Here is a 23,133-nt window from a genome sequence, read left to right as displayed (position 1 = left end):
ATCTCGGACGGGGCCCCACACTAACGGTACGGATCCGCGGGGGTGGCCCGGAGCGGGTGCTGGGGCCGGCGCTGGGCTGGTGCCGGGGCTGATGAACGCCTCTGGTGTGCGAGGGGTGCGGACATGCCGACGGCCCGTCGCCCGCTCCCCGGGGAGGGAGTGGTGGGCGGCGGGCCGTCGGGGCGTGGTCCTTGAGGAGCCCTGCTCGGGAAAGGGCTGCCGGGGCCGGGGCCGGGAGGGGCGCTGGGATCGCTGCCTTCTTCAGGCGTCTGGATCGCTGCCTGCTGAGGCGCCTGGAATCGCTGCCTTCTTAAGGCGTCCGGATCGCTGCCTGCTCGGGGCGCTTAGATCGCTGCCTTCTTGAGGCGCCGTCGTTCACGTTCGGAAAGCCCGCCCCAGATGCCGAAGCGTTCGTCGTTGGCCAGCGCGTACTCAAGGCACTCCGACCGCACCTCACAGGCGAGACAGACCTTCTTGGCCTCGCGGGTGGATCCGCCCTTTTCGGGAAAGAAGGACTCGGGATCGGTCTGGGCGCACAGTGCGCGCTCCTGCCAGCCGAGTTCCTCGTCCGCGTCCTCGACCAGCAGTTGCTGGAACAGCTCGGTCATGTGCGCCCCTCGTCTGTCTCTTGCGTCCCGTGATGCGGCCGTTACTGACTGGTCACGGCCGAACGACACGAGTGAAATTACAAGTGTGTATCTCCGAGGCAGTCAAGCGAGGATCTGCTATTGGCCCAGGGATTCACTCTGCGGAACCAAGCGTATGCGCAAAGTGTTCAAATCACCAAAAACCTGACATATGCCACAGGCGTCACTCCATCACGCCTTCCCACGGTCAAGACGATCAAGGGTGCCCTTACGTTGCGATTCGATCACTGTAGCGATCAAGATCACAGTCAGGTCACAGCCCCTCAGCCACGTTTAGAGGCACGGGTGATGCGCCATGTCTCCGCGCTTGGCGGTGAGCAAACCTTTCTGCTCGCGCGACAACCGGAAGGGGTGAAACATTGCCCCCATATCGGGCGGCGGGTTGACAGAGAGCGATTGAGCCGGTCTCCTTGATCTCATGTCAGCGATCGCAGCGATGCACGTCACCCACGTCCGTGGGTTCCGTAGCGCTGTCCAGGCTCGCTGTTGCTGTTCCAGCTGTCACAGCTGTTGATGCCGTAGTGCTCCAGCTCTGATCCAGCCCTCCCCCAGCTTTTCCGGCTTCCCCGTGGCTCTCTTCATCTCCGCGGCCGCCGACACCCCACGCGACTCCCCGCACGCGCACCCCCCATGCCGAGGAACCACCGCACCCCATGAACAGCGACAGCGACCTTCAGATCGCCGGCGACATCCTCGAGGTCCAGCACCTCCTCCAGCCCGCCCGCGAGCACCCCTCCACCGTCTCCGAGTTCGTCGGCCTCGCCCGCTCCATCGCGGCCGACCGCACGCGCTGGGCCGGACTCGTCCGGTACGACACCACCACCCGCTGGTACCACCGCCTCCAGACCGGCCCCGGCTACGAGGTCTGGCTGCTCAGCTGGGTGCCCGGACAGGGCAGCGGGCGCCACGACCACGGCCGCTCCGCCGGTGTACTCACGGTCCTCGAAGGCGAGTTGACCGAGCACACCGAGCGTGGCCATCAGGCGCTCGGCGCCGGAGCGCAGCGCGCCTTCGCCCCCGGATACGTCCACGAAGTGGTCAACGACTCGCTCGAACCGGCCGTCAGCCTGCACATCTACTACCCGGGTCTGACCGAGATGCCGATGCATGCCGCGCAATGCGCCCCGACGGCCGTGGATGTCGTACCCGCCTGACAAACTGCTGTGCATGCGCATTGTTGTTCTGGCCGGTGGTATCGGTGGTGCTCGTTTTCTGCGTGGCCTCAAGCAGGCCGCGCCCGACGCGGACATCACGGTCATCGGCAACACGGGTGATGACATCCATCTGTTCGGGCTGAAGGTCTGCCCCGACCTCGACACCGTGATGTACACCCTCGGCGGTGGCATCAACGAGGAGCAGGGCTGGGGGCGGACCGACGAGACCTTCCAGGTCAAGGAGGAGCTCGCGGCGTACGGGGTGGGGCCCGGATGGTTCGGTCTCGGTGACCGCGACTTCGCGACCCACATCGTCCGTACGCAGATGCTCGGCGCGGGCTATCCGCTCAGCGCGGTCACCGAGGCGCTGTGCGCCCGCTGGCAGCCGGGGGTGCGGCTGCTGCCCATGTCGGACGACCGGGTCGAGACGCATGTCGCCGTCGAGACGGACGGCGAGAGCAAGGCCATCCACTTCCAGGAGTACTGGGTGAAGCTGCGCGCCTCCGTCGAGGCGCAGGCCATCGTGCCGGTCGGGGCGGAGCAGGCGAAGCCGGCGCCGGGCGTGCTGGAGGCGATCGCCGCCGCCGATGTCATCCTCTTCCCGCCGTCGAACCCGGTGGTGTCGATCGGGACCATCCTCGCCGTGCCCGGGATCCGGGAGGCGATCGCCGAGGCCGGGGTGCCGGTCGTCGGCCTCTCCCCCATCGTCGGGGACGCGCCGGTGCGCGGGATGGCGGACAAGGTGCTCGCGGCCGTGGGCGTCGAGTCGACGGCGGCCGCCGTGGCCCAGCACTACGGTTCGGGGCTGCTGGACGGGTGGCTGGTCGACACGGTGGACACGGGTGCGGTCGGCGAGGTCGAGGCGGCGGGCATCCGGTGCCGGGCGGTGCCGCTGATGATGACGGACGTGGACGCGACGGCGGAGATGGCCCGGCGGGCGCTGGAGCTGGCCGGGGAGGTGGGGGTGTGAGCGCTTCGACCGACGGTGGTGGGGGCTCAGCGCCCTCTTTTCGTGTGTGGGCCCTCGGCGGGATTCCCGAGGTGCGTGCCGGTGACGATCTCGCCAAGCTGATCGCCGGGGCCGAGCCGGGGCTCGTCGACGGTGACGTCCTGCTCGTCACCTCGAAGATCGTCTCCAAGGCCGAGGGCCGGATCGTGCAGGCCGTGGACCGTGAGGCCGCCATCGACGCCGAGACCGTACGGGTCGTGGCGCGGCGCGGTGCCCTGCGGATCGTGGAGAACCGGCAGGGTCTGGTGATGGCCGCCGCCGGGGTCGACGCCTCCAACACTCCGGCCGGGACCGTGCTCCTGCTGCCCGAGGATCCCGACGCCTCCGCCCGGGCCATCCGGGACGGGCTGCGGGACACCCTCGGCGTCGAGATCGGCGTCGTCGTGACGGACACCTTCGGGCGGCCCTGGCGCAACGGACTGACCGATGTCGCGATCGGGGCGGCGGGGGTGCGGGTGCTGGACGATCTGCGCGGCGGGACGGACGCGCACGGCAATCCGCTCAGCGCCACGGTCGTCGCGACGGCGGACGAGCTGGCCGCCGCCGGGGACCTGGTCAAGGGCAAGGCGGCGGGGCTGCCGGTGGCGGTGGTGCGGGGGTTGCCGCATGTGGTCGCGCCCGGCGTGGACGACGAGCCCGGTGCTCGTGCGCTCGTACGGGGTGCCGCCGATGACATGTTCCGGCTGGGGACGTCCGAGGCCGTACGGGAAGCGGTGACCCTGCGGCGTACGGTGCGCGAGTTCAGCGACGAGCCGGTGGATCCGGGGGCCGTCCGGCGGGCGGTGGCGGCGGCGGTGACCGCGCCCGCGCCGCATCACACGACGCCGTGGCGGTTCGTGCTGCTGGAGTCCGCCGAGTCACGGACGCGGTTGCTCGACGTGATGCGGGACGCCTGGATCGCGGATCTGCGGCGCGACGGCAAGAGCGAGGAGTCGATCGCGAAGCGGGTGCGGCGCGGGGATGTGCTGCGCAACGCGCCGTATCTGGTGGTGCCGTGCCTGGTGATGGACGGCTCCCATACGTACGGGGACGAGCGGCGGGACACGGCGGAGCGCGAGATGTTCGTGGTCGCGGCGGGGGCGGGGGTGCAGAACTTCCTGGTGGCGCTGGCCGGTGAGCGGTTGGGGTCGGCGTGGGTGTCCTCGACGATGTTCTGTCGGCCGGTGGTTCGGGAGGTGCTGTCGCTGCCCGCGTCGTGGGATCCGTTGGGGGCGGTGGCTGTGGGGCATGCGGTGGGGGTGGCTCGGGAGCGGGCTGTTCGTGAGGCGGAGGACTTTCTCACCGTGCGGTGAGGGGGGCCGGGGGGGTGCGCCTGCGGCGGGCCTCTCCCCTCCCCGCCCCTTCCCGAAACCGGGGCTCTGCCCCGGGCCCCCCTTCGTCCTCAAGCGCCGGACGGGCTGGGAGTTCGGGGCTCCGCCCCGGACCCCGCTCCTCAAGCGCCGGAGGGGCTGGAAGGGGCGGAGGGGCTAGGGGAAGCAAGGGGGAAGGACGAAGGGGGAAGGGGGAGGCGAAGGGAAGGGGAAGGGGAAGGGCAGGGGAAGGGAAGGGGGAGGGGGAGGGGAAGCAAGGCTGGATTCGGCTACAGCGCTGCGATGTTTCCCGGGGTCATCCTCGGGCCCCTGCGCTCCGGGATGCGGCCCGACAGCAGGATCAGGCGCGTTGCCCGGTGGCGTTGGCCCTCGTACGGGGTCAGGAGCGCCAGCATCTCCTCGTCGGTCGCGTGGCGGTTGTCCGCCAGGGCGTGGCCCACGATGCCCGGGAGGTGGTAGTCGCCCACCGTCACCGCGTCCGGGGCGCCGTTGGAGCGCTGGAGGGTTTCGGCCGAGGTCCAGGGGCCGATACCGGGGATCAGTTCCAGGCGGGCCGTGGCCTCGGGGAGGGACATCGTCGACGCCTCCTCCAGCCTGCGGGCCACCCGTACCGCTCGCATGATCGTGGAGGAGCGCTTCGCGTCGACCCCTGCCTTGTGCCACTCCCAGGACGGGATCATCGCCCAGGTGCGGGCGTCCGGCATGACGTGGAGGCCGAGCGTGGCCGTCGGGCCGGGGGCCGGGGTTCCGTAGCGGCGGACCAGGAGGCGCCAGGCGCGGTACGCCTCGTCCGTGGTGACCTTCTGTTCCAGGATCGACGGGATCAGCGACTCCATCACCAGGCCCGTGCGCAGCAGCCGCAGGCCGGGGCGGCGGTGCCGGGTCGCTGCGAGCAGGCGGTGGTGCGGGGTGAAGGCGTCCGGGTCGTCATCGGCGCCCAGGAGCGCGGGGAGGCCGGCGAGCAGCCACTCCGCTCCCGGGCCCCAGGCCTCCGCCCCGATCCGGTCGCCGCGCGCCGCCACCCGCAAGGTGCCCGGGCCCACCGGCGTGCGGGTGGCCCGCCAGAACGTGCCGTCCGCCGCCATCCGGAACGTCGGGTCGGCCGGGCCCCTGCGCAGCGGGCTCAGCACCAGGCGCAGGTCCAGCGGGCCCGGCGGGGTCCATTCCCGGGTCAGGGGCGTGTCGTCGCAGCGCCCCGCCGGGGGGAGGCCCGTGCCCGTGCCCCGCGTCGCCGCAGAAAGGCCCGTGCCCCGCGCCGTCGGTGCTGCCTGGTGCGGCAGCGGCGGGCGTGCGGTGCGCGGGGCGAATCGTCCTGCCACGGGTGGGGCCTCGGGGGTTCCTGGTGCTGAAAGTGGTCTCTTGGCTGAAAGTAGTCTCTTGAGGGTACGGGGCCGAGCCGGCCTACTGGTCCGACGAGAAGCGGATCGCGGCGTCCGGGAGGACCGCCCCGCACCAGATCCGCACCCCGTCACGCAGTTCGTTGTCCGCGCCCACCCGGGCACCGTCCCCGATGACCGCGCCGCTCAGCACCGTACGGCTGCCGATCCGCGCGCCCGCCCCGATGAGCGAGTCCGTGACGACCGCGCCCGCCTCGACCACCGCTCCGGCCAGGACCGCCGAGCCGTCGATCCGCGCGCCCGCGCCGATCACCGCGCCGTCGCCGATCACCGTGCCGCCGGTGAGCTTGGCGTCGGCGGCCACCGTGGCCGTCTCCAGGACCAGGCGGTCGCCGCAGCGGCCCGGGACGGCCGGGGAGGGGGCGCGGCCCAGGACCAGGTCGGCGGAGCCGCGTACGAAGGCCTGCGGGGTGCCGAGGTCCAGCCAGTAGGTGGAGTCGACCATGCCCTGGAGGTGGGCGCCGGAGTCGAGCAGGCCGGGGAAGGTCTCGCGCTCGACGGAGACCGGGCGGCCCTCGGGGATGGTGTCGATGACCGAACGCCGGAAGACGTATGCCCCGGCGTTGATCTGGTCGGTGACGATCTCCTCGGGCGTCTGCGGCTTCTCCAGGAAGGCCGTGACCCGGCCCGTCGCGTCCGTCGGTACGAGACCGAAGGCGCGCGGGTCCTCCACCCGGGTCAGATGGAGCGAGACGTCCGCCCCGGAATCGTTGTGCGTGGCGACCAGGGCCCGGATGTCGAGGCCGGTGAGGATGTCGCCGTTGAGGATCAGGACCGGTTCCTCGGGGCCGGAGGAGAGCTTGGCCGCGACGTTGCGTATCGCGCCGCCGGTACCGAGCGGTTCCTCCTCGGTGACGTACTCGATGTGCAGCCCGAGCGAGGAACCGTCGCCGAAGTACGGCTCGAAGACCTCGGCCAGGTAGGACGTGGCGAGCACGATGTGCTCCACCCCGGCCGCCCTGGCCCGCGCCAGCTGGTGGGTCAGGAAGGGCACCCCCGCCGCCGGGACCATCGGCTTCGGGGTGTGCACCGTGAGCGGGCGCAGCCGGGTGCCTTTGCCACCGACCAGGAGGATCGCTTCTTTTGCCTCTGTCACAGCACCGTCTCTGCTTCCTGCTGGTGGCCTGGCCTGGATATGGCTGGCCAGTCTAAGCAGACCGGTCCGACATGCACCGGTCAGCGGCCCTGCAGTTTGGCGGAGCTGGTCCTGGCCTTGCCGAGCTTCTTGTAAAGACGCGCTCCGGGGCATTCGGTTGCGAATCCGTCCCGATGGCCCGAGATGACGTTCATCTTGACCTTCACGCCCGCCTTGTACTTGTTGCTCCCGCCGGAGACGAGGGTGATCTTGCCCTTGGGGTTGCGGCCGAACAGTCCGAGTTTCCAGGCCGTGAGCTTGGAGATCGCCGTCACCGCGGCGGCGGGCGGGTTGGTGGACCCGTAGGAGCCGAGCACCGCGATGCCCATGGTGTTGGTGTTGAAGCCCAGGGTGTGCGCTCCGAGGACCGCCTTCGTGACGCCGCCGGCCCGGCCCTCGTAGATGTTTCCGCACTTGTCGACGGCGAAGTTGTAGCCGAAGTCGCGCCAGCCGCTGCTCTTGACGTGGTAGCGGTAGATGCTGCGCAGCACCGAGGGGGCCTGCTTGCAGGTGTAGTTGTTGCCGGTCGCGCTGTGGTGCACGAAGGCCGCCTTGACCGTCTTCGTGTACCCGAAGTTCTTCTCGCGCAGCTTCTCGTCGGCGCCCCAGCCCTTGCGGGTGACGATGCCCGGCCGCGGACCGATGTACGGCTTCGCGCCCGGTGCCAGCTCCATCGATTCCAGCGTCTCCGCCTGGGTGAGGGCGGGGATGACGGTGGCGCCGATCTCGGCCAGTTCCGCGTTGACCGCCGAGGCCGCGGCGACCTCGGCCGTCAGGACCTCCGGCAGGGCGGCGGCGGTCGCCGGGGTGTCCGCGAAGCGGGCGGGGACGGCCGCCGCACGGCCGACGGGGGCGCCGCGGGCGGGCTCCGGCGCGGAGGCCTCACCGGGGTTCTCACCGGGGCTCTCGCCGAGGTCCTCGCCTGGGCCTTCGCCGGGGTCGACGAGTTCCAGACGCATGCCCTCGGGGAGCGGTACGGCGGTGGCCGCGCGGTCCTGGGAGTCCCGGGCCTCCGGACGTACGCGTACCTCCACGCCGTCCGAGTCGCCGACCCAGAGCGGAGCCGTCGCGCCCCGCACCGTACGCCCTTCGCGCTCGGCGCTGCCGAGGTCGGCGGCGTGCTCGGCGTTGTGGGTCTCGACGTCCTGCCAGTCGGACCAGCGTGTGGTGCCGGTGGCCCGGGTCCGGACCTGGACCGTGCCGTGCAGTTCGGCCTCGGCGTCGTCCCAGACCACGCCGACCAGGGAGAAGGGGCGGGCGTCGCGCTGGGGCAGGCCTTGGGCCGCCGGTGCTCCCGCGACCCGGTTCGAGGGGGCGTCCAGGGGGGCGAGGGGCAGCGACTGCGTCGAGCCGGACGGTTCGGCGGCGGATCGTACGTCGGAGGGGGCGAGGGCCTCCCTTGTCGTCGCTTCGGCTGTCGTCGCTTCGGCCTGAACCGAAGGCGGCCCCGCACCCGGTGACGCCGGGGACGTCGAGGGAGGCAGGGCCGAGGCGGAGTGGGGAGCGGGGGCGGAGGCCGCGGGGGTGGCGAGCGGCAGAGTGAGGGCCGCTGCACACGTGACGCCGACTGAGGTGACAAGTAGTGCACGCATACGCACGATCCTGGCCACAACCAGACAAGTCCGGCTACCCGGACGGAGAGCCGCATCTGATGGCCTGTCTGCCGAACCGGTGTACGTGACACCCGTTCAGCCCGCCCCGCACCGCCTCCCCGCGTACTCTTGCGCGGATGAACTCCAGCGACCGTACCGCCGCCGACCTGCTGCGATCCGCCCTCGCCGCGGACCCGGCCCGCCCCCTGGTCACCTTCTACGACGACGCCACCGGAGAACGCGTCGAACTGTCGGTGGCCACCTTCGCCAATTGGGTGGCCAAGACCGCCAACCTGATCCAGAGCGACCTCGCCGCCGAGCCAGGCGACCGGCTCGCCCTGCTCCTCCCCGCGCACTGGCAGTCCGCGGTCTGGCTGCTCGCCTGCTCCTCGGCCGGGGTCGTCGCCGATGTCCAGGGCGACCCGGCCGCCGCCGACCTCGTGGTGAGCGGGCCGGACACGCTGGAGCGGGCCCGGGCCTGCCGCGGTGAGCGGGTCGCGCTGGCGCTGCGTCCGCTGGGCGGCCGGTTCCCGCAGCCGCCCGCGGGCTTCGCCGACTACGCGGTGGAGGTGCCGAGCCAGGGCGACCGCTTCGTCCCCTTCGCCCCGGTGGACCCCGAGGCTCCGGCGCTGGCCGTGGGCGGGGTCGAGCTGACCGGTGCGCAACTCGTCGCGAAGGCCCGCGAGGACGCCGAGGCCCTCGGGCTCGTAAGGGGATCGCGGCTGCTGACCGGGCACACGTACGACACCTGGGAGGGGCTGAGCACCGGTCTCTTCGCGCCACTGGCCTCCGGGGGGTCCGTGGTCCTCTGCCGGCACCTCGGGCAGCTCGATGCGGAGGGGCTGGCGAAGCGGGTCGAGAGCGAGCGGGTCACCAACACGGCGGAATGACCCAACGCGGCGGTATGACAAGCGCCCTGAGGTGCACTCGTCCGGCCCACAGCGGGCCGAGCCCCCGATAACGATCGACGACGGGGGTAGATGATCGGCGGTACAGACCACTCTCCGGTCAGTGCACAACCAAGCGTGAGGTTCAGCCGTCTACTCCTGCGACCGGCGGCCCATCGCGCCGCCGAACGTGAAGGATGGACGCAGACGTGACCGACAGTGCTGGCACGCCGGCCGACCCGGACCTCCCGGCCGGGGACACGCCGCAGGGCAGGTCGCAGGGCAGGTCGCAGGAGGAGCCGGGGGCCACGGACCCGAAGGAAGAGCCCGAGCCCGGGGCCGTACCCGAGAACGACGCGCCTCAGGACTCCGGTGACGAGGGCGAGGCCGGCACCGGCGAGGACAGCGAGGGCGGCGGCGGGGACGGCGGCCAGCACGGCAGCGACGGGAAAAGCGCCGTCGGCGCACAGACCTGGGCCGACCACCCCAAGGACGGCAGCGCGTCCCGCCGGAAGCGGCCCTGGCTGCGCTGGGCCGCCCTCGGCGCCTCGTTCCTCGTGATGATCTCCGCGGGGGCGGGCTGGTGGCTGTACAAGAAGCTCGACGGCAACATCACCACCGACACCAGCGCCGCCGCCGAGCTGAAGGTCTACGAGAAGGAGCGGCCCACCCCGGTCGTCATGGATGCCCAGAACATCCTGCTGATCGGGTCGGACAGCCGGTCCGGCGACAACCGTGAGTACGGCCGTGACGACGGCGGCAGCCAGCGCTCCGACACCACGATCCTGCTGCACCTCGCGGCGGACCGGAAGAGCGCGACCGCGGTGTCCCTCCCCCGCGACCTGATGGTGGAGGTCTCCAAGTGCCGCACCGGGGACGACAAGGAGACCCGGGAGCAGTTCACCCAGTTCAACTCGGCGTTCGAGCTCGGCGGCACCGCCTGCACGATCCGTACGGTGGAGCGGCTGACCGGCATCCGTATCGACCACCACATGGTCGTCGACTTCAACGGGTTCAAGGACATGGTCGACGCCGTGGACGGGGTCGAGATCTGCCTCAAGGAGCCGATCGACGACAAGGACGCGCGCCTGGAGCTCCCGGCCGGGCGGCAGACGCTGAACGGCGAGGAGGCGCTCGGCTACGTACGGGCGCGCAAGACCCTCGGCGACGGCAGCGACACCGAACGGATGGAGCGCCAGCAGAAGTTCCTCGGCGCCCTGGTCAACAAGATGCAGAGCAACGGCGTCCTCCTCAACCCGACGCGGCTCTACCCGGTCCTGGACGCGGCGACCAAGTCGCTGACGACCGACCCGGGTCTGGACTCGCTGCGGGACCTGTACGACCTGGTGCGGAGCATGCGCGACGTACCGACCGACCAGGTGCAGTTCCTGACCGTGCCCCGGCAGCCGTACCGCCAGAATCCGAATCGGGACGAACTGGTCGAACCGGACGCGAGCGAACTCTTCAAGCAACTGCGCGAGGACAAGCCCGTAGCGGTGGTTCCGGCGGACGAACTCAAGGAGAAGGGGGAGGAGAAGGAGAAGGGAAAGGCTCAGGACGAGAAGCCTGACGACGCCGGCTCCGACTCCGAAAGTCCGACGCCCACACCCACCTATTCGGGTTCGAGCGCTGCGGACGACCTGTGTGAGCAGTAAAGCAATTGCCAAGACATAGAAGACAATCGACGCGCAATGGGAAGAATGCCCGGTTGTAAGGAGCGTGGTGTGGGTCACGCACGTCGCTCCTTTACGAACGGGGCGGATAGTGTGACGCGATCCGGTGCTTCCGGCCATCAGGTCGTGCACTGCCGGAGCGAAGGAACGAGCGCCTTGCCGGGGGAAGGCGCCTCGCGTGGCACCGACGGAGGACTCAGGCAACCGTGGATGCGCAAAGCCGTGGGCGGGCGGACGATATCGACCCCGCAGACCAGTGGGTACTCAACCCGCACACCGGCAATTACGAACTGCGACTGGACCAATCCGCAGGGGAGTCGCCGGCCGCCGCGCGTACCACCACTGCCGAGGATTCCGGCCGTCGCGCCGAATCCCCCGACGGCCCGCGCCGCGAGGTGCCCGCGCAGCGCAGCCGCCGGTCCGCCCAGAAGGACGGGCGCGGCCCGGAGGCCTCGGCGGCCGGTGGCGCGGGACGCCGTAAGCGCAAGGCTCCGAAGGCGCGCCGCAAGAAGGCGCTGATGTGGACGGGCGGGGTGACGGCGTTCGTCGTGGTCGCCGCCGGGGTCGGCGCGTACGTCCTGTACGAGCGGTTCAACGGCAACATCAGCACCATCGACATCGGCGATGCCGGCAACAACGACGTCCTCAGCGACGGTCCGATGAACATCCTGATCATCGGAACCGACAAGCGCACCGGCAAGGGCAACGAGGGGTACGGCGACAAGGGCAGCGAGGGCCACGCCGACACCAACATCCTCTTCCACGTCTCCGAGGACCGCACCAACGCGACGGCACTGAGCATCCCCCGCGACCTGATGACCGACATCCCCGACTGCGAGACGGTCCAGCCGGACGGGTCGACGAAGACGATCCCCGGCACCCCGCGCGTCCGCTTCAACGTGAGCCTCGGCCAGGAGGGCCGTAATCCGGGCTGCACCATGCAGACGGTCGAGGCCATCACCGGCATAAAGCCCGACCACTTCATGATGGTCGACTTCAACGCGGTCAAGGAGCTGACCACGGCGGTCGGCGGCGTCAAGGTCTGTATGGCCAAGCCGATCAACGACCCGAAGTCCCACCTGGAGCTCCCGCAGGGCGAGTCCACCGTGGCGGGCGAGGACGCGCTGGCCCTGCTGCGTACCCGGCACAGCTTCGGCAACGAGAGCGACCTCGACCGGATCAAGGTGCAGCAGCAGTTCCTGGGCTCGATGATCCGCGAGATGAAGTCGAGCGACACGCTCACCAACCCGACCAAGCTCTTCAAGCTGGCCGACGCGGCGACCAACGCCCTCACCGTCGACCAGGGCATCGGCAGCGCCAAGAAGCTGATGACCCTGGCGCAGGAGATCGGCAAGGTCGACACCAAGAACATCACCTTCGTGACCCTGCCGGTGATCGACAACCCGGCCGAGACCGTCAAGGCGACCGTCGTCCCGCATCCGACGCAGGCGGAGCAGCTCTTCGCGATGATGCGCTCCGACACCTCGCTGACCGAGGTGAAGCAGAAGGAGAAGGCCGCCAAGAGCAAGCAGGCGGCCCTCCTCAAGGGCCCGAAGGCCGCTCCCGCCGACGTACGCGTGGATGTCCTCAACGGCGGCGAGATCGCGGGTGCGGCCGGTGCGACCGTCACCTGGCTCCAGAACCAGCAGGGCGTGCTGAAGTCCACGAACAAGGCCAACGCCCCCGAGAAGATCAAGAAGACGACGCTGGAGTACGCGCCCAACCAGGCCGACCAGGCCCGCGCGCTCGCCGAGATGATGGGCCTGCCCGCCGCGGCCATGAAGCAGGGCACCGCCGACGCCGAGGGGCTGGAGGCGATGGTGCTGACGCTGGGGGCGGACTTCAAGGGCGCGGGCATTCCGATCACCGGTCCCGCGAAGATCTCGGACGACGTCGAGCGGGCCAGCGCCGACAAGGCGGTCTGCTCCAAGTGACGACCGGCGTCCGCGCCACAGTGGAAATCTGAACAGCATGGGGGGTCCGGTGGGACGGAGCAGTACGTCTGGGGAGAGGACACGGTCGCGTGTCCGCCACACAGACCGGGCCGGTGAGGCTGGGGACCCGAACGAGGGCGGGGACGGCGGAGGCCGGGCGAGCGGCGAGGCTCCCCCGGACCGGCGGTCCGCGTCACGAGGGCGGGGCCGCAGCGCCCGCAGCAGCCGCCGCGCCCCCAAGAGCGGCAAACGGCGCGCCCTGCGCTGGGGCTCCTCCGTACTCGCCCTGCTGATACTCGGCGCCGGTGGGGCCGGCTATCTCTACTACGAGCACCTCAACGGCAACATCAAGAAAGGGGACCTGACCCTCGGCGACCGGCAGATGGCCGACCACAAGGCCAACGCCGCCGGGCAGACCCCGCTCAACATCCTGCTCATCGGCTCCGACGCCCGGGACTCCGCGGAGAACCAGAAGCTGGGCGGCGCGAAGGAGACCTTCGGCTCCCCTCCGCTCGCCGATGTGCAGATGCTGCTCCACCTCTCCGCGGACCGCTCCAACCTCTCCGTGGTCAGCATGCCGCGCGACACCATGCTGAAGATGCCCAAGTGCACCGCCCCGGACGGGGAGGTCTTCCCGGCCAGCACGGTGGACGTGCAGACCAACCAGAGCCTGCGCCGCGGTGGTCCGGGGTGCACGGTGGCCGCCTGGTACGAGCTGACCGGCATCCGGATCGACCACTTCATGATGATCGACTTCGCCGGTGTGGTCTCGATGGCCGACGCGATCGGCGGCGTCCCGGTCTGTGTGGACGCCAACATCCACTCACGCGGCGCCAACGGCCGCGGTGGTTCCGGGCTGAAGCTGGAGAAGGGCACCCACTCCGTCCAGGGCGAGCAGGCCCTCCAGTGGCTGCGCACCCGGTACGGCTTCGAGGACGGCAGCGACCTGGCCCGGGCCAAGGCCCAGCACCAGTACATGAACTCGATGGTGCGCCAGCTGCGCAAGGGCACCAAGCTCACCGACCCGGCGAAGCTGATGAACCTGGCCGAGGCCGCGACCACCGCGCTGACGGTCGACAAGGGGCTGGACACGGTCAAGAAGCTCTACGACCTGGCCGAGGAGCTGAAGAAGGTCCCGACCAAGCGCATCACGATGTCGACCATGCCGAACGTGTACGGCACCGGCGTCAACGCGGGCCGCGTGTACCCGAAGGCGGGCGACGCGGAGCAGCTGTTCCGGATGGTCCGCGAGGACATGCCGCTGGACGGCAAGGCGTCCAAGCGGAAGAAGGTGGAGCCGAAGGACCCGTCGGCGCCGGTCGGCGAGATCGCCGTGGCCGTACGGAACGGGACCGCCACCGACGCCCTGGGACCGGTCTCCGGGCGGGCGGGTGACGTGGAGAAGCTGCTCAAGGAGTCGGGCTTCGCGAAGGCCACCATCGACCCGGACAACGTGGCGGGATCGGCGCGGACCTCCATCCTGTATCCGAGCGCGGACCTGGAGGGCGACGCCCAGGCGGTCGCCAAGGCGCTCGGCGTCCCGGTCTCGCAGGTGAAGCGGTCGACCGACGTCTCGGGCATCTCGCTCGCCGTGGGCGCCGACTGGCGCGAGGACGGGGCCTACCCCGTCTCCAAGGGCACGGAGAAGACCCCGGAGTCGGCGGGCGCGCAGAACGGCGAGGAGGAAGGCTGCATGAAGGTCGACCCGAAGTACACGTGGTGACCATGGTGACGCTGTAGCGGAACGCGCATACGGGAAGGGCCCCGCCGGTCGGTGACCGGCGGGGCCCTCCTTCGCGTACGGAACCGGGCGGATCAGACCGTCTCGCTGCTGCTACTGCTGGTGCTGGTGCTGTCCGCGAGCGACGGGCGGCGGCTCGCGATGACCCGCTTCGCCAGGGAGCGCGGGCTGGTGAGGAAGCCGAAGCCCCAGCACATGTGCATGGTCGCCAGCGCCACCGGGATCTGCGCGCGGGCCTTCAGCGAGAGCCCCTTGCCGGCGGGCAGCGACCCGGCGACGATCGCGGCCAGATACCCGCCGGGGACGAGGAGCGCCCACGGGGTGACGGTCGCGCCGAGCACCAGGCCCGCCGCGATGGCGACGACGGCGGTCGGCGGGGCGAGGTAGCGCAGGTTGATCGAGCCGGAGTGGTACCGGGCGACGACGTGGCGCCAGCGGCCGTAGTCCTTGTACTGCTTGGCGAGCGCCTTCACCGAGGGGCGCGGGCGGTACTGGACCTTCAGCTCGGGCGAGAACCAGATCAGCCCGCCCGCCTCGCGGATCCGGAAGTTCAGCTCCCAGTCCTGGGCGCGGATGAACTCCACGTTGTAGCCCTCGGCCCGCTCCAGCGCCTCGCGCCGGAAGACGCCCAGGTACACCGTCTCGGCCGGGCCCGCCTGGCCGCCGGTGTGGAAGGCCGCGTTGCCGACGCCGATCTTCGAGGTCATCGCGGCGGCGACGGCGTCCTCCCAGGCGTTCTCGCCCTCGGCGTGCATGATGCCGCCGACGTTCTGCGCGCCGGTCTCCTCCAGGAGGCGGACGGCGGTCGCGATGTAGTTCGGCGAGAGCATGCCGTGGCCGTCGACGCGGACGACGACGGGGTGGCGGGAGGCCTTGATCGCCGCGTTGAGGGCGGCGGGGGTGCGGCCGGTGGGGTTGGGGACCGTGTGGACCCGGGGGTCCTCGGCGACCAGTTGGGCGGCGATCTCGTCCGTGCGGTCGGCGGAGGGGCCGAGCGCGATGACGACCTCCATCTCACCGGCGTACTCCTGCTCCAGGATGTGCCGGACCGAGTTCCTGAGATGGCGTTCCTCGTTGAGCACCGGCATGATCACGGAGACGGCGGGGTACTGCGCGGCAGACATGTGGTCCTCAGGGGGTCCTCGGGGGCGCCAGGGGTTCCGCGCCCAGGAGGCGGGCACCCCGGGAGGGGGCGTTATTCGGCCGCCACGTTACCGCGAATGGGGGACACCGGTGCGCGCGCCGCCCGGTGGCGGGCCGGGTCGGAGATCGTATGGGCCTACCGTGCGATGGTCCCCTCGCACCACGGAGGTGTCTCCCCGCCGTGACCACCCGGAGGTGTCTCCGCCCGTGACCGCCCCCCGCCCCCCGCAGCGCCCGCCCCGCCCCCGCACCACTCCCCCCCGCCGCCGCCCTCCGCAGGGCGGACGGCCGGTCCGCTCCCGGAAGCAGGACGGCCGGCCGGTCCGCTCCCGGAAGCAGGACGAGCGGCCGCGCTGGGGCATGCGGGTCGCCACCGGGCTCTCGGTGCTGGTGCTGGGCGCGGGTGGCATCGGTCACGCCGTGGTGAGCAGTCTGGAGGGCGGGATCGGCCGGGTCGACCCGTTCAAGGACATGAAGAACCGTCCCCAGTCCGGGCACGGGACCAATCTGCTGCTCGTGGGCACCGACGGCCGGGACACCATCACCAAGGCGGAGAAGCAGAAGTACAAGCTGGGCGGCGCGCCCTGCCACTGCACCGACACGATCATGCTGGTCCACCTCTCGGCCGACAAGCAGCGGGCGAGCGTCGTGAGCCTCCCCCGGGACAGTTACGCGGAGATCCCCGCCCACACCGACCGCACCACCGGCAAGAAGCACAACAGCCACCCGGTGAAGCTGAACGCCGCCTACGCGGAGGGCGGGCCGACGCTGACCGTGCGGACGGTCGAGCACATGACCGGCGTCAAGGTCGACCACTATCTGGAGGTCGACTTCACCAGCTTCATGAAGACGGTCGACGCGGTGGGCGGGGTGCAGATCTGCACGGCCCGGCCGATGAAGGACTCGTACACCGGTCTCGACCTGCCCGCGGGCACGCACCGGCTCGACGGCGGCCGGGCGCTCCAGTACGTCCGCTCCCGCCATGTCGACGTGGGCTCCGACCTGGGCCGGATGCAGCGCCAGCAGAAGTTCATGGCGGCGCTGATCAAGGAGGCGACGAGCAACGGGGTGCTGCTGAACCCGGTGCGGTTCCAGCAGGTCTCCGCGTCGGTGCTGGGCTCGGTCCGGGCGGACGAGGGGTTCGGTACGGAGCAGATGCTGGAGCTCGGCAAGGCGATGAAGGACTTCAGCCCTGCGTCGTCCGAGTTCACCTCCGTACCGATCGGGAATCCGAGCTTCCCGGTCAAGGGCATCGGCTCCACGGTCCAGTGGGACGCGGCGAAGTCGAAGAAGCTGTTCCAGGCGCTGCGCGAGGACAAGCCGCTGGCCCCGGCGAAGCCGAAGCCGGCGGCGGGCGCCGCGAAGAAGGCCCAGGCGACGTTGGTGGACGTGGCGCCGGAGGAGATCCGGGTGCAGGTCTACAACGGCACCCCGAAGGACGGCCTCGGCAAGGACGTGGACGCCGGCCTGCGCGCGACCGGCTTCAACACCACCGACGCCCCGCTCAACGGCAAGCTGCGCGACCTGGCGCGGACGCTCGTGACGTACGACCCGCGCTGGGACCGGTCGGCGAAGTCGCTGGCCGCCGCGTTGCCCGGGAGCGAGCTGAAGGCGGTGAAGGGGCAGGGCGCCACGATGGAGGTGACGGCCGGCTCGGACTTCACGAAGGTGCGGCCGGTGCGGGCGGAGAACAAGCAGACGGGCGATTTCGCGACGGTGACGGGCGACGAGGTGGTCTGCCCGTAGGGCCGATACGGCAGTACACGGCAGTACGGGGACCTCAGTCGTCGATGCCGTCGGCCACGCGCTTCTCCCGCAGCTCCTTGATCGCCCGGCGGCGCGCGAGGCGGTGGGTGCGCCGGATCTGCGCCTCCTGGTAGCGCCGCTTGTCGCGCTCGGTCTCGGGAATCACCGGCGGTACGCGGCGCGGCTTGCCGTCCCCGTCGACGGCGGCGAAGACGAGGTAGGCGCTGCCGACCTGCTGGGCGGGGGTGGATTCGTTCCAGCGCTCGGCCATCACACGGACGCCGACCTCCATGGAGGAACGGCCGGTCCAGTTCACCTGGGCGCGTACGTGAACGAGGTCACCCACCCTGACCGGCTCCAGGAACACCATCTCGTCCATCGACGCGGTCACCGCGGGCCCGCCGGAGTGCCGTCCGGCCACGGCGCCCGCCGCGTCGTCGACCAGTTTCATGATCACGCCACCGTGCACCGTACCCAGGAGGTTGGTGTCGCTGCCGGTCATGATGTGGCTGAGGGTGGTGCGGGACGCGGCGGTGGGCTTGCCCGGAATCTCTTCTTCCGAGCGCTCCGAGCGGGTGGCCTGATCTGTCATACAGTCCACCTTATGCGCGGGCCGTCCACCTTGTGCGCACGCCCGGATCCGGCGGAATGCATCAGCTTCGCAACAGCCCTGGTGCGATTTCCCTTACACCCTGTAATAGCTGTGGGTCGGCGCGGCACACTGTTCGGATGAACGATTGGCCCGATCGACGGACCGGCGACCGCAGCGAGCGCTACGGGCGGGGCAGTGCCAGCCCCCAGCCCGAGAGCGCCCGCGCGATGCCCCACATCCAGCGCCGCCCGGCCCCGCCGCAGAGGCCGACGGTGCCCCCGCAGAGCCAGGGGTACGACGACCGCTACCAGGGCGGACAGCCCGGTTACGGCAACAGCCCCGAGCCCGGTTACGACAGCGGCTACAACACCGGCCAGGTCTACGGCGGTGGCGCGGGCGGCGGTCGCGGGGGCGGCCGTGGCGGTGGCGGTGGTGACGCGGGTTACGTCCAGGGCCGCCCGCCGGTCGACTGGCGCCGCCGGATCAAGCTCGGCGCGCTGACCCTGGTCGTCGTGCTTCTCGTGGTCTCCGTCTCGACGTACTTCTGGGCCGACGGCAAGCTGAAGCGCGAGGTCGACCTCGCCAAGGTCATCGAGCGGCCGGAAGCGGGCGACGGGACGAACTACCTGATCGTCGGCTCCGACAGCCGTGAGGGCATGTCGGCCGAGGACAAGAAGCGGCTGCGCACCGGTTCAGCCGAGGGCAAGCGCACCGACTCGATGATGATCCTGCACGACGGCTCCAACGGCCCGACGCTGATCTCCCTGCCGCGCGACTCCCAGGTGGAGATCCCCTCCTTCAAGGGGTCCGAGTCCGGCAAGATGTTCCCGGGCACCGGCCGCCAGGTGAAGCTGAACGCCGCGTACGCCGAGGACGGCCCCGAACTCCTCGTGCGTACGGTCGAGTTCAACACCGGGCTGCGCATCGACCACTACGTCGAGATCGGCTTCGGCGGCTTCGCGCAGATCGTGGACGCGATCGGCGGGGTCGAGATGGAGATCCCAAAGGCCTTCAAGGACAAGAAGTCCGGCGCCGACTTCCAGGCCGGCAAGCAGACCCTGAACGGCGAGCAGTCCCTGGCCTTCGTCCGCACCCGGTACGCGTTCGCGGGCAGCGACCTGGACCGTACGAAGAACCAGCAGAAGTTCCTCGCGGCGCTGGCCAGCCAGACGGCGACCCCGTCCACCATCCTCAACCCGTTCAAGCTCTACCCGACGATGGGCGCGGGCCTGGACACCCTGATCGTGGACAAGGACATGTCGCTCTGGTCGCTGGCCAACATGTTCTTCGCGATGAAGGGCGTCACGGGCGGCGACGGTACGTCGATGAACATGCCGATCTCCGGCAGCTCCGGCGGCAACCTGGTCTGGGACAAGGCGAAGGTGAAGCAGCTCGTGCAGCAGCTGAAGAACGACGAGAAGGTCACGGTCAAGGGCAACTGAGGCAACGGAGGCCCTCCGCAAGGTTGTTGGCAAGGCTATTGCGAGGGGAGCCGGGGAACATCACCTACGGGCCTTTGGGCCTATGGGCCTACGAGCTGTAGGTGATGTTCCCTTCCTCGTCCATGAGGGGATGGATCTGGGAGGGGCCGTAGTCGTCCGTGTCGGACGGGCGCGGCTTCTCCGGCCCGTCGGGCCCGATGCGCATCACGCGCTCCACCCGCACCACCTCGTACCGGCGTCCCCGCACCATGAGTTCGTTGGGCCTCCGGCGCGCCATGAACTTCTTCGCGGCCCGGTCGTGGATCGCCTGCTCCTTCTCGTCCACCTTCATCCACGCGGGCAGCTCCGGCATGTCCGGCATATCCGGGAGCTGCGGCACGGGCCGGGTGAGGTGGTGGACGAGGGCGCGCCGGGCGCCCTGCGGGGTCGCGTACTGCCCGGTCACCATCGACCAGGACAGCTCCTTCCGCTCCACCACCCGGAACGTCGTCGGGAGGAGCACGACGCCCGGGTGGGTGGTCAACGCCCGCTGGGAGTCGGCCCGTACGTCGTCGGGGAAGCGGTCGGCGGTATAGGAGAGCTGGAGCAGCCCGGCCCGGTCGATCCCCTCGGCCAGCCCGACGGCGGCCGCATGGTCGACCACGAAGCCCTTGGTGCGGGAGGGGTCGGCCGCGTCCAGGTCCCAGCTGTCCTCGTCGGGGTCGGTGGCCCGGGGCGGCTCCAGGCGCGAGTCACCGATCCGGGCGAACTCGTCGGCCCGCACGACCCGGTAGCGGACCCCGTCCGCCGTCACCTCGTTGACCGGATCCTTCTCCAGCCGGGCCACGGCCTTCAGCAGCGACCGCCGCACGTCCCGGTCCTCGGTGTGGTCCTTCGCCTTGAACCACAGGTGCGAGTTCAGCTCGTCCCGGGCCATCTGCGGGAACCCGGTGTCGAGTTCACCCAGCAGCCGCCAGCGCGGCCGCTCCCCACGCCCCTGCGCGGCGAGCCCGAACAACGGCCCCCGGACCACGATGTTCGGATACTTGCGCACCGAGGCGAACGCGTCCGCCTGGGTGACCTCGAAGACCGGGTCGTCCCGGTGCGTGACGTTGATCGTGAGATGGTCCGGCGACTTCCCCGGGTGATCGTTCATGCACTCAGTGTGCCGAAGAGGGCTGCCGGTGTCAGGGTTTCCGCCACAAAGGCCCTCCGGAGCGCGGAGTTGACGCACGCGAGCGCGCCCGGCCACCAGTGGAGGGGCCGGGCGCGCTCGAAGCGTGCGGGGTGGTGGGTGGTGCGGGTCCCTCAGCTACCGGAGGCGTACGGGACGAAGTCCGCCCAGGCGGCGGGGGCGAAGCCGAGCTGGGGCCCGGCGAGGTCCTTGGAGTCACGGACATGCACGGTGCTGGAGGCGGCGGCGATCTCGACGCACGCGGGCCCGTCGTTGCTGCTGTAGCTGCTCTTGAACCACTCCAGGGCGGAGCCGTCTCCACCCGAGGTCTTGCGCGTCATGTCTCTCCCAGCACTTTCTCGATGAAGGTCCGCGATTCCCGTGGAGTGAGGCCCTGGGCCCGGACGAGACCGAGCCGCTGCTCCAGGATCCGGATCTCCTTGGGGTCGAAGGTCAGGCGGCTGAACAACTGGCTCTCCCATTGTCCCACCGCAGTTCCGTCCTTGAACTTGAGGAGCTGAAGCTGGCCGCCCATCCCGGCATGGTCCTCCCGGTCGGTCGGCATCACCTGGATCTCGACGTTCCGTAACTGGCTGATTTCCAGGAGGTGTTCGAGCTGACGCCGCAGCACCGCACGGCCGCCGAGCGGCCGCCGGATCGTCACTTCCTCCTGGACGAAGGTGAGCATCGGCAACGGCTGCCGCCGGAAGATCTCCTGACGTGCCATCCGTGCCCCGACGTACCGCTCGACCTCGTCGGGCCCGAACGCCGGCCGCCGCATCTCGTAGAGCGCACGGGCATATTCGGCGGTTTGGAGCAGCCCATGCACGTTGTGGTTCTCGTACGCGCCGAGCTCTACCGCTTCCCGTTCGAGCTTGGCGAGATCCTTCACCTTCTTCGGGTACCGGGCCTCCGCCACGTCCTGCTTCATCGCGGAGATCTTCCCGCCCGCGCCCACCGCCCTGTCCGTCCCGTCCAGGAACTCCGGCTTGGGGATACGTCGCCCACCCTCGACCTTGTAGACGAGATCCTCGCTGTAGCCGATCGCCGTACCCAGCTCGGCGGCGCGCAGCCCGGCCGCCTCCCGCCAGAGTTTGATCTGCCGCCCCACGGCGGCCATCACCGCGCTCGAATCGTCCGCCGGATCGATGTCCAGGTCGAGATCGGGCTCGGATACGTCTTCGTCAGCCATGGTGCGCAGCGTAAGGACGGCAGGACCCAGTGTGGGGCGGATACCCGGAAATCCACCCGAAATCGCAGCTCAGGCCGGGTCGTTGCGCGTCACGATCCGGTGAGGGGCCACCGGATCGTGGCCGACCGCGACCTGGCCCACCACGACATCAACTACGTAAAGAACCAAGAGAAATAACCCAACCCCACCCCACCCGATCCCGGTGGTCATCTGCGGGAGGGGCTGGTCACCCACACGGGTGAGATTCGCCAACTGAGCTGGATTTCGCACGGGTTGGCAGGCATATGCTCACGCTGACCGAGCACCCCAGACATGAGACGGCCCCCGCCGGGACGGCAATCCCGAACGAGGACCTGACCACCAAGGAAGCAGCACCACTTCCCCATGGCTACCCAGCACCCTAACGCCCTCACCCGCGCTCTGGCCGAGCTTCCCGGGCCCCTTCCGGCCTTCGGCGTGATCCACATCGCGATCCCGCACACCAGCCGGTTCACGATCGTCGGCAACCACCTCGCGCAGCACGCCGAGCTCTCCCTCGTCGCGATCGGCATCGGCGTCCACATCCAGTCGCTGCCCACCGGCTCCCTGGTCGGCATCAAGGCGCTCACCGCCCGCTTCGCCGAGGGCGAGATGAGGATCGCCGCCGCTCTGCGCGAGCTGGAGGCCCACGGCTACCTGCGCCGGGCGCACGTGCGGCTGGCGAACGGCCGGATGGCCACCCGCACCGTCTTCTGCAATCAGCCGGGGGCGCTGGAACGGGCCGGGAGGGTGGTGGTGGCGCCGAAGGTGCCGCCCGCCGTGCCGGAAGAAGCTCCCGCAGTGCCGGAAAAGCCGCCCACAGTGCCGGAAGAGCCGCCCGCGCCGCCCCCTGCGCCCGAACCCGATCCCGTACCGGAATCCCACCCCCCGGTCCGCGTACCGCCGCGCACGGCGCCCAAGCCGCCTCGCCGGCCGCTCCCCCAGCCGCGCGAACTCACCCCGGAGCTGCGGCAGACCGCCTCCGCGATCCTCGCCGACCTGCGGAATCACGCGGAGGCGCTGGTGCTCTCCGAGGCCGATGTCGAGGAGCTGGTCCCGGGTGTGGCCGCCTGGCTGGAGCGGGAGGTGCACCCCGGCGCCATCCGCCACGCCCTGACGACCGACCTGCCGAAGCCGCCCAAGTACCCGGCGAAGATCGTCAGGCACCGCCTCACCGTGCTCCTGCCCCCGCCGCTCCCCGGCGCCGAGGAGCTGGCCCCGGCCGTCCGTCGCCCGCTGGTGATCCCCCTCCAGAACTGCGACGGCTGCGACCGTGCGTTCCGCTCCAGGGAGCCGGGCCACTGCCGGGGCTGCCGCAGCGACCTGATGGAGGCGGCGGCCTAGCATGAGGGGGACGACTCTTGCCCC

General features: G+C 70.5%; 19 protein-coding genes. 10 read left to right on the top strand and 9 right to left on the bottom strand.

Going from position 1 to position 23,133, the window contains the following annotated elements; translation table 11 throughout:
* Positions 1-344: 344 nt before the first annotated feature.
* Complete coding sequence (locus tag R2B67_RS22625) at positions 345-608, bottom strand: WhiB family transcriptional regulator (RefSeq protein WP_014046372.1); 264 nt, start codon at positions 606-608, stop codon at positions 345-347.
* Between the two features lie 692 nt (positions 609-1,300).
* On the opposite strand from R2B67_RS22625, the gene R2B67_RS22620 reads away from it, so the two are divergent.
* From R2B67_RS22620 to R2B67_RS22610, 3 genes are read left to right on the top strand one after another with little or no spacing between them, the layout of a single operon-like run.
* Positions 1,301-1,801: a cysteine dioxygenase gene (locus R2B67_RS22620; RefSeq protein ID WP_018515543.1), complete on the top strand. Its 501-nt coding sequence runs from the start codon at positions 1,301-1,303 to the stop codon at positions 1,799-1,801.
* Positions 1,802-1,814: 13 nt separating this feature from the next.
* Entirely contained in the window at positions 1,815-2,771 is a 957-nt protein-coding gene (gene cofD / locus R2B67_RS22615; RefSeq protein WP_317820607.1) for a 2-phospho-L-lactate transferase, read from the top strand.
* Positions 2,768-4,102 carry a coenzyme F420-0:L-glutamate ligase gene (locus tag R2B67_RS22610; RefSeq protein ID WP_317820606.1) on the top strand — a complete coding sequence of 445 codons (1,335 nt, stop codon included), beginning with the start codon at positions 2,768-2,770 and terminating at the stop codon, positions 4,100-4,102. The genes cofD and R2B67_RS22610 overlap by 4 nt, the downstream gene beginning before the upstream one ends.
* Positions 4,103-4,389: 287 nt before the next feature.
* Here the strand turns inward: R2B67_RS22610 and R2B67_RS22605 are convergent, their stop codons facing one another.
* The 3 genes from R2B67_RS22605 to R2B67_RS22595 form a co-directional block, all read right to left on the bottom strand.
* Positions 4,390-5,439 (bottom strand): DNA-3-methyladenine glycosylase family protein, encoded by a 1,050-nt coding sequence (locus tag R2B67_RS22605; RefSeq protein WP_317820605.1) that lies wholly within the window; start codon positions 5,437-5,439, stop codon positions 4,390-4,392.
* An 82-nt stretch (positions 5,440-5,521) separates the two neighbouring features.
* On the bottom strand, positions 5,522-6,613 hold the full coding sequence (gene manB, locus R2B67_RS22600) for a mannose-1-phosphate guanylyltransferase (RefSeq protein ID WP_317820604.1): 1,092 nt from the start codon (positions 6,611-6,613) through the stop codon (positions 5,522-5,524).
* A gap of 80 nt (positions 6,614-6,693) precedes the next feature.
* The gene (locus tag R2B67_RS22595; protein WP_317820602.1) at positions 6,694-8,244 is read right to left on the bottom strand and encodes an N-acetylmuramoyl-L-alanine amidase; all 1,551 of its coding nucleotides are present in this window, start codon (positions 8,242-8,244) and stop codon (positions 6,694-6,696) included.
* A 137-nt stretch (positions 8,245-8,381) separates the two neighbouring features.
* On the opposite strand from R2B67_RS22595, the gene R2B67_RS22590 reads away from it, so the two are divergent.
* The 4 genes from R2B67_RS22590 (at position 8,382) to R2B67_RS22575 (ending at position 14,461) form a co-directional block, all read left to right on the top strand.
* On the top strand, positions 8,382-9,134 hold the full coding sequence (locus R2B67_RS22590) for a TIGR03089 family protein (protein WP_317820600.1): 753 nt from the start codon (positions 8,382-8,384) through the stop codon (positions 9,132-9,134).
* A gap of 194 nt (positions 9,135-9,328) precedes the next feature.
* The gene (locus R2B67_RS22585) at positions 9,329-10,786 is read left to right on the top strand and encodes an LCP family protein (protein ID WP_317820598.1); all 1,458 of its coding nucleotides are present in this window, start codon (positions 9,329-9,331) and stop codon (positions 10,784-10,786) included.
* A 224-nt stretch (positions 10,787-11,010) separates the two neighbouring features.
* Positions 11,011-12,738: an LCP family protein gene (locus R2B67_RS22580; protein ID WP_317820596.1), complete on the top strand. Its 1,728-nt coding sequence runs from the start codon at positions 11,011-11,013 to the stop codon at positions 12,736-12,738.
* A gap of 37 nt (positions 12,739-12,775) precedes the next feature.
* A complete protein-coding gene (locus R2B67_RS22575) occupies positions 12,776-14,461 on the top strand; it encodes an LCP family protein (RefSeq protein ID WP_317820594.1) in 1,686 nt (561 codons plus the stop codon).
* 92 nt (positions 14,462-14,553) lie between these two features.
* Here R2B67_RS22575 and R2B67_RS22570 read toward each other — a convergent pair whose 3' ends face one another.
* Positions 14,554-15,603 (bottom strand): glycosyltransferase family 2 protein, encoded by a 1,050-nt coding sequence (locus R2B67_RS22570; RefSeq protein ID WP_317820592.1) that lies wholly within the window; start codon positions 15,601-15,603, stop codon positions 14,554-14,556.
* 226 nt (positions 15,604-15,829) lie between these two features.
* Between R2B67_RS22570 and R2B67_RS22565 the strand changes: the two genes are divergently transcribed.
* The gene (locus R2B67_RS22565; RefSeq protein ID WP_455679978.1) at positions 15,830-17,368 is read left to right on the top strand and encodes an LCP family protein; all 1,539 of its coding nucleotides are present in this window, start codon (positions 15,830-15,832) and stop codon (positions 17,366-17,368) included.
* 34 nt (positions 17,369-17,402) lie between these two features.
* Here the strand turns inward: R2B67_RS22565 and R2B67_RS22560 are convergent, their stop codons facing one another.
* Positions 17,403-17,960 (bottom strand): acyl-CoA thioesterase, encoded by a 558-nt coding sequence (locus R2B67_RS22560; RefSeq protein ID WP_031124313.1) that lies wholly within the window; start codon positions 17,958-17,960, stop codon positions 17,403-17,405.
* A gap of 137 nt (positions 17,961-18,097) precedes the next feature.
* On the opposite strand from R2B67_RS22560, the gene R2B67_RS22555 reads away from it, so the two are divergent.
* Positions 18,098-19,402: an LCP family protein gene (locus R2B67_RS22555; RefSeq protein WP_317820589.1), complete on the top strand. Its 1,305-nt coding sequence runs from the start codon at positions 18,098-18,100 to the stop codon at positions 19,400-19,402.
* Between the two features lie 88 nt (positions 19,403-19,490).
* On the opposite strand, the gene R2B67_RS22550 is transcribed toward R2B67_RS22555, so the two are convergent.
* The 3 genes from R2B67_RS22550 to R2B67_RS22540 all read right to left on the bottom strand — a co-directional run bounded on the left by R2B67_RS22550 (position 19,491) and on the right by R2B67_RS22540 (position 21,747).
* Entirely contained in the window at positions 19,491-20,537 is a 1,047-nt protein-coding gene (locus R2B67_RS22550; protein ID WP_317820587.1) for a DUF5954 family protein, read from the bottom strand.
* A 152-nt stretch (positions 20,538-20,689) separates the two neighbouring features.
* Positions 20,690-20,896 (bottom strand): DUF397 domain-containing protein, encoded by a 207-nt coding sequence (locus tag R2B67_RS22545; protein WP_161264131.1) that lies wholly within the window; start codon positions 20,894-20,896, stop codon positions 20,690-20,692.
* On the bottom strand, positions 20,893-21,747 hold the full coding sequence (locus tag R2B67_RS22540) for a helix-turn-helix domain-containing protein (RefSeq protein ID WP_317820584.1): 855 nt from the start codon (positions 21,745-21,747) through the stop codon (positions 20,893-20,895). Before R2B67_RS22540 ends, R2B67_RS22545 begins: the two co-directional genes overlap by 4 nt.
* A gap of 384 nt (positions 21,748-22,131) precedes the next feature.
* On the opposite strand from R2B67_RS22540, the gene R2B67_RS22535 reads away from it, so the two are divergent.
* Complete coding sequence (locus tag R2B67_RS22535; protein ID WP_317820582.1) at positions 22,132-23,109, top strand: hypothetical protein; 978 nt, start codon at positions 22,132-22,134, stop codon at positions 23,107-23,109.
* Positions 23,110-23,133 lie beyond the last annotated feature (24 nt).

Source organism: Streptomyces cyaneofuscatus (genome assembly GCF_033109485.1).
Lineage (GTDB): Bacteria > Actinomycetota > Actinomycetes > Streptomycetales > Streptomycetaceae > Streptomyces > Streptomyces cyaneofuscatus.
The sequence above is the reverse complement of the archived record's forward strand: the minus strand, read 5'-3'. Positions and strand labels throughout refer to the sequence as shown.

Coding starts and splice junctions, on each gene's coding strand:
- R2B67_RS22595 (WP_317820602.1), bottom strand. CDS start 8,244: ATGCGTGCACTACTTGTCACCTCAGTCGGCGTCACGTGTGCAGCGGCC.
- R2B67_RS22575 (WP_317820594.1), top strand. CDS start 12,776: ATGGGGGGTCCGGTGGGACGGAGCAGTACGTCTGGGGAGAGGACACGG.
- cofD (WP_317820607.1), top strand. CDS start 1,815: ATGCGCATTGTTGTTCTGGCCGGTGGTATCGGTGGTGCTCGTTTTCTG.
- R2B67_RS22555 (WP_317820589.1), top strand. CDS start 18,098: ATGAACGATTGGCCCGATCGACGGACCGGCGACCGCAGCGAGCGCTAC.
- R2B67_RS22625 (WP_014046372.1), bottom strand. CDS start 608: ATGACCGAGCTGTTCCAGCAACTGCTGGTCGAGGACGCGGACGAGGAA.
- R2B67_RS22620 (WP_018515543.1), top strand. CDS start 1,301: ATGAACAGCGACAGCGACCTTCAGATCGCCGGCGACATCCTCGAGGTC.
- R2B67_RS22540 (WP_317820584.1), bottom strand. CDS start 21,747: ATGGCTGACGAAGACGTATCCGAGCCCGATCTCGACCTGGACATCGAT.
- R2B67_RS22585 (WP_317820598.1), top strand. CDS start 9,329: ATGGACGCAGACGTGACCGACAGTGCTGGCACGCCGGCCGACCCGGAC.
- R2B67_RS22560 (WP_031124313.1), bottom strand. CDS start 17,960: ATGACAGATCAGGCCACCCGCTCGGAGCGCTCGGAAGAAGAGATTCCG.
- R2B67_RS22570 (WP_317820592.1), bottom strand. CDS start 15,603: ATGTCTGCCGCGCAGTACCCCGCCGTCTCCGTGATCATGCCGGTGCTC.
- R2B67_RS22545 (WP_161264131.1), bottom strand. CDS start 20,896: ATGACGCGCAAGACCTCGGGTGGAGACGGCTCCGCCCTGGAGTGGTTC.
- R2B67_RS22590 (WP_317820600.1), top strand. CDS start 8,382: ATGAACTCCAGCGACCGTACCGCCGCCGACCTGCTGCGATCCGCCCTC.
- R2B67_RS22550 (WP_317820587.1), bottom strand. CDS start 20,537: ATGAACGATCACCCGGGGAAGTCGCCGGACCATCTCACGATCAACGTC.
- R2B67_RS22535 (WP_317820582.1), top strand. CDS start 22,132: ATGGCTACCCAGCACCCTAACGCCCTCACCCGCGCTCTGGCCGAGCTT.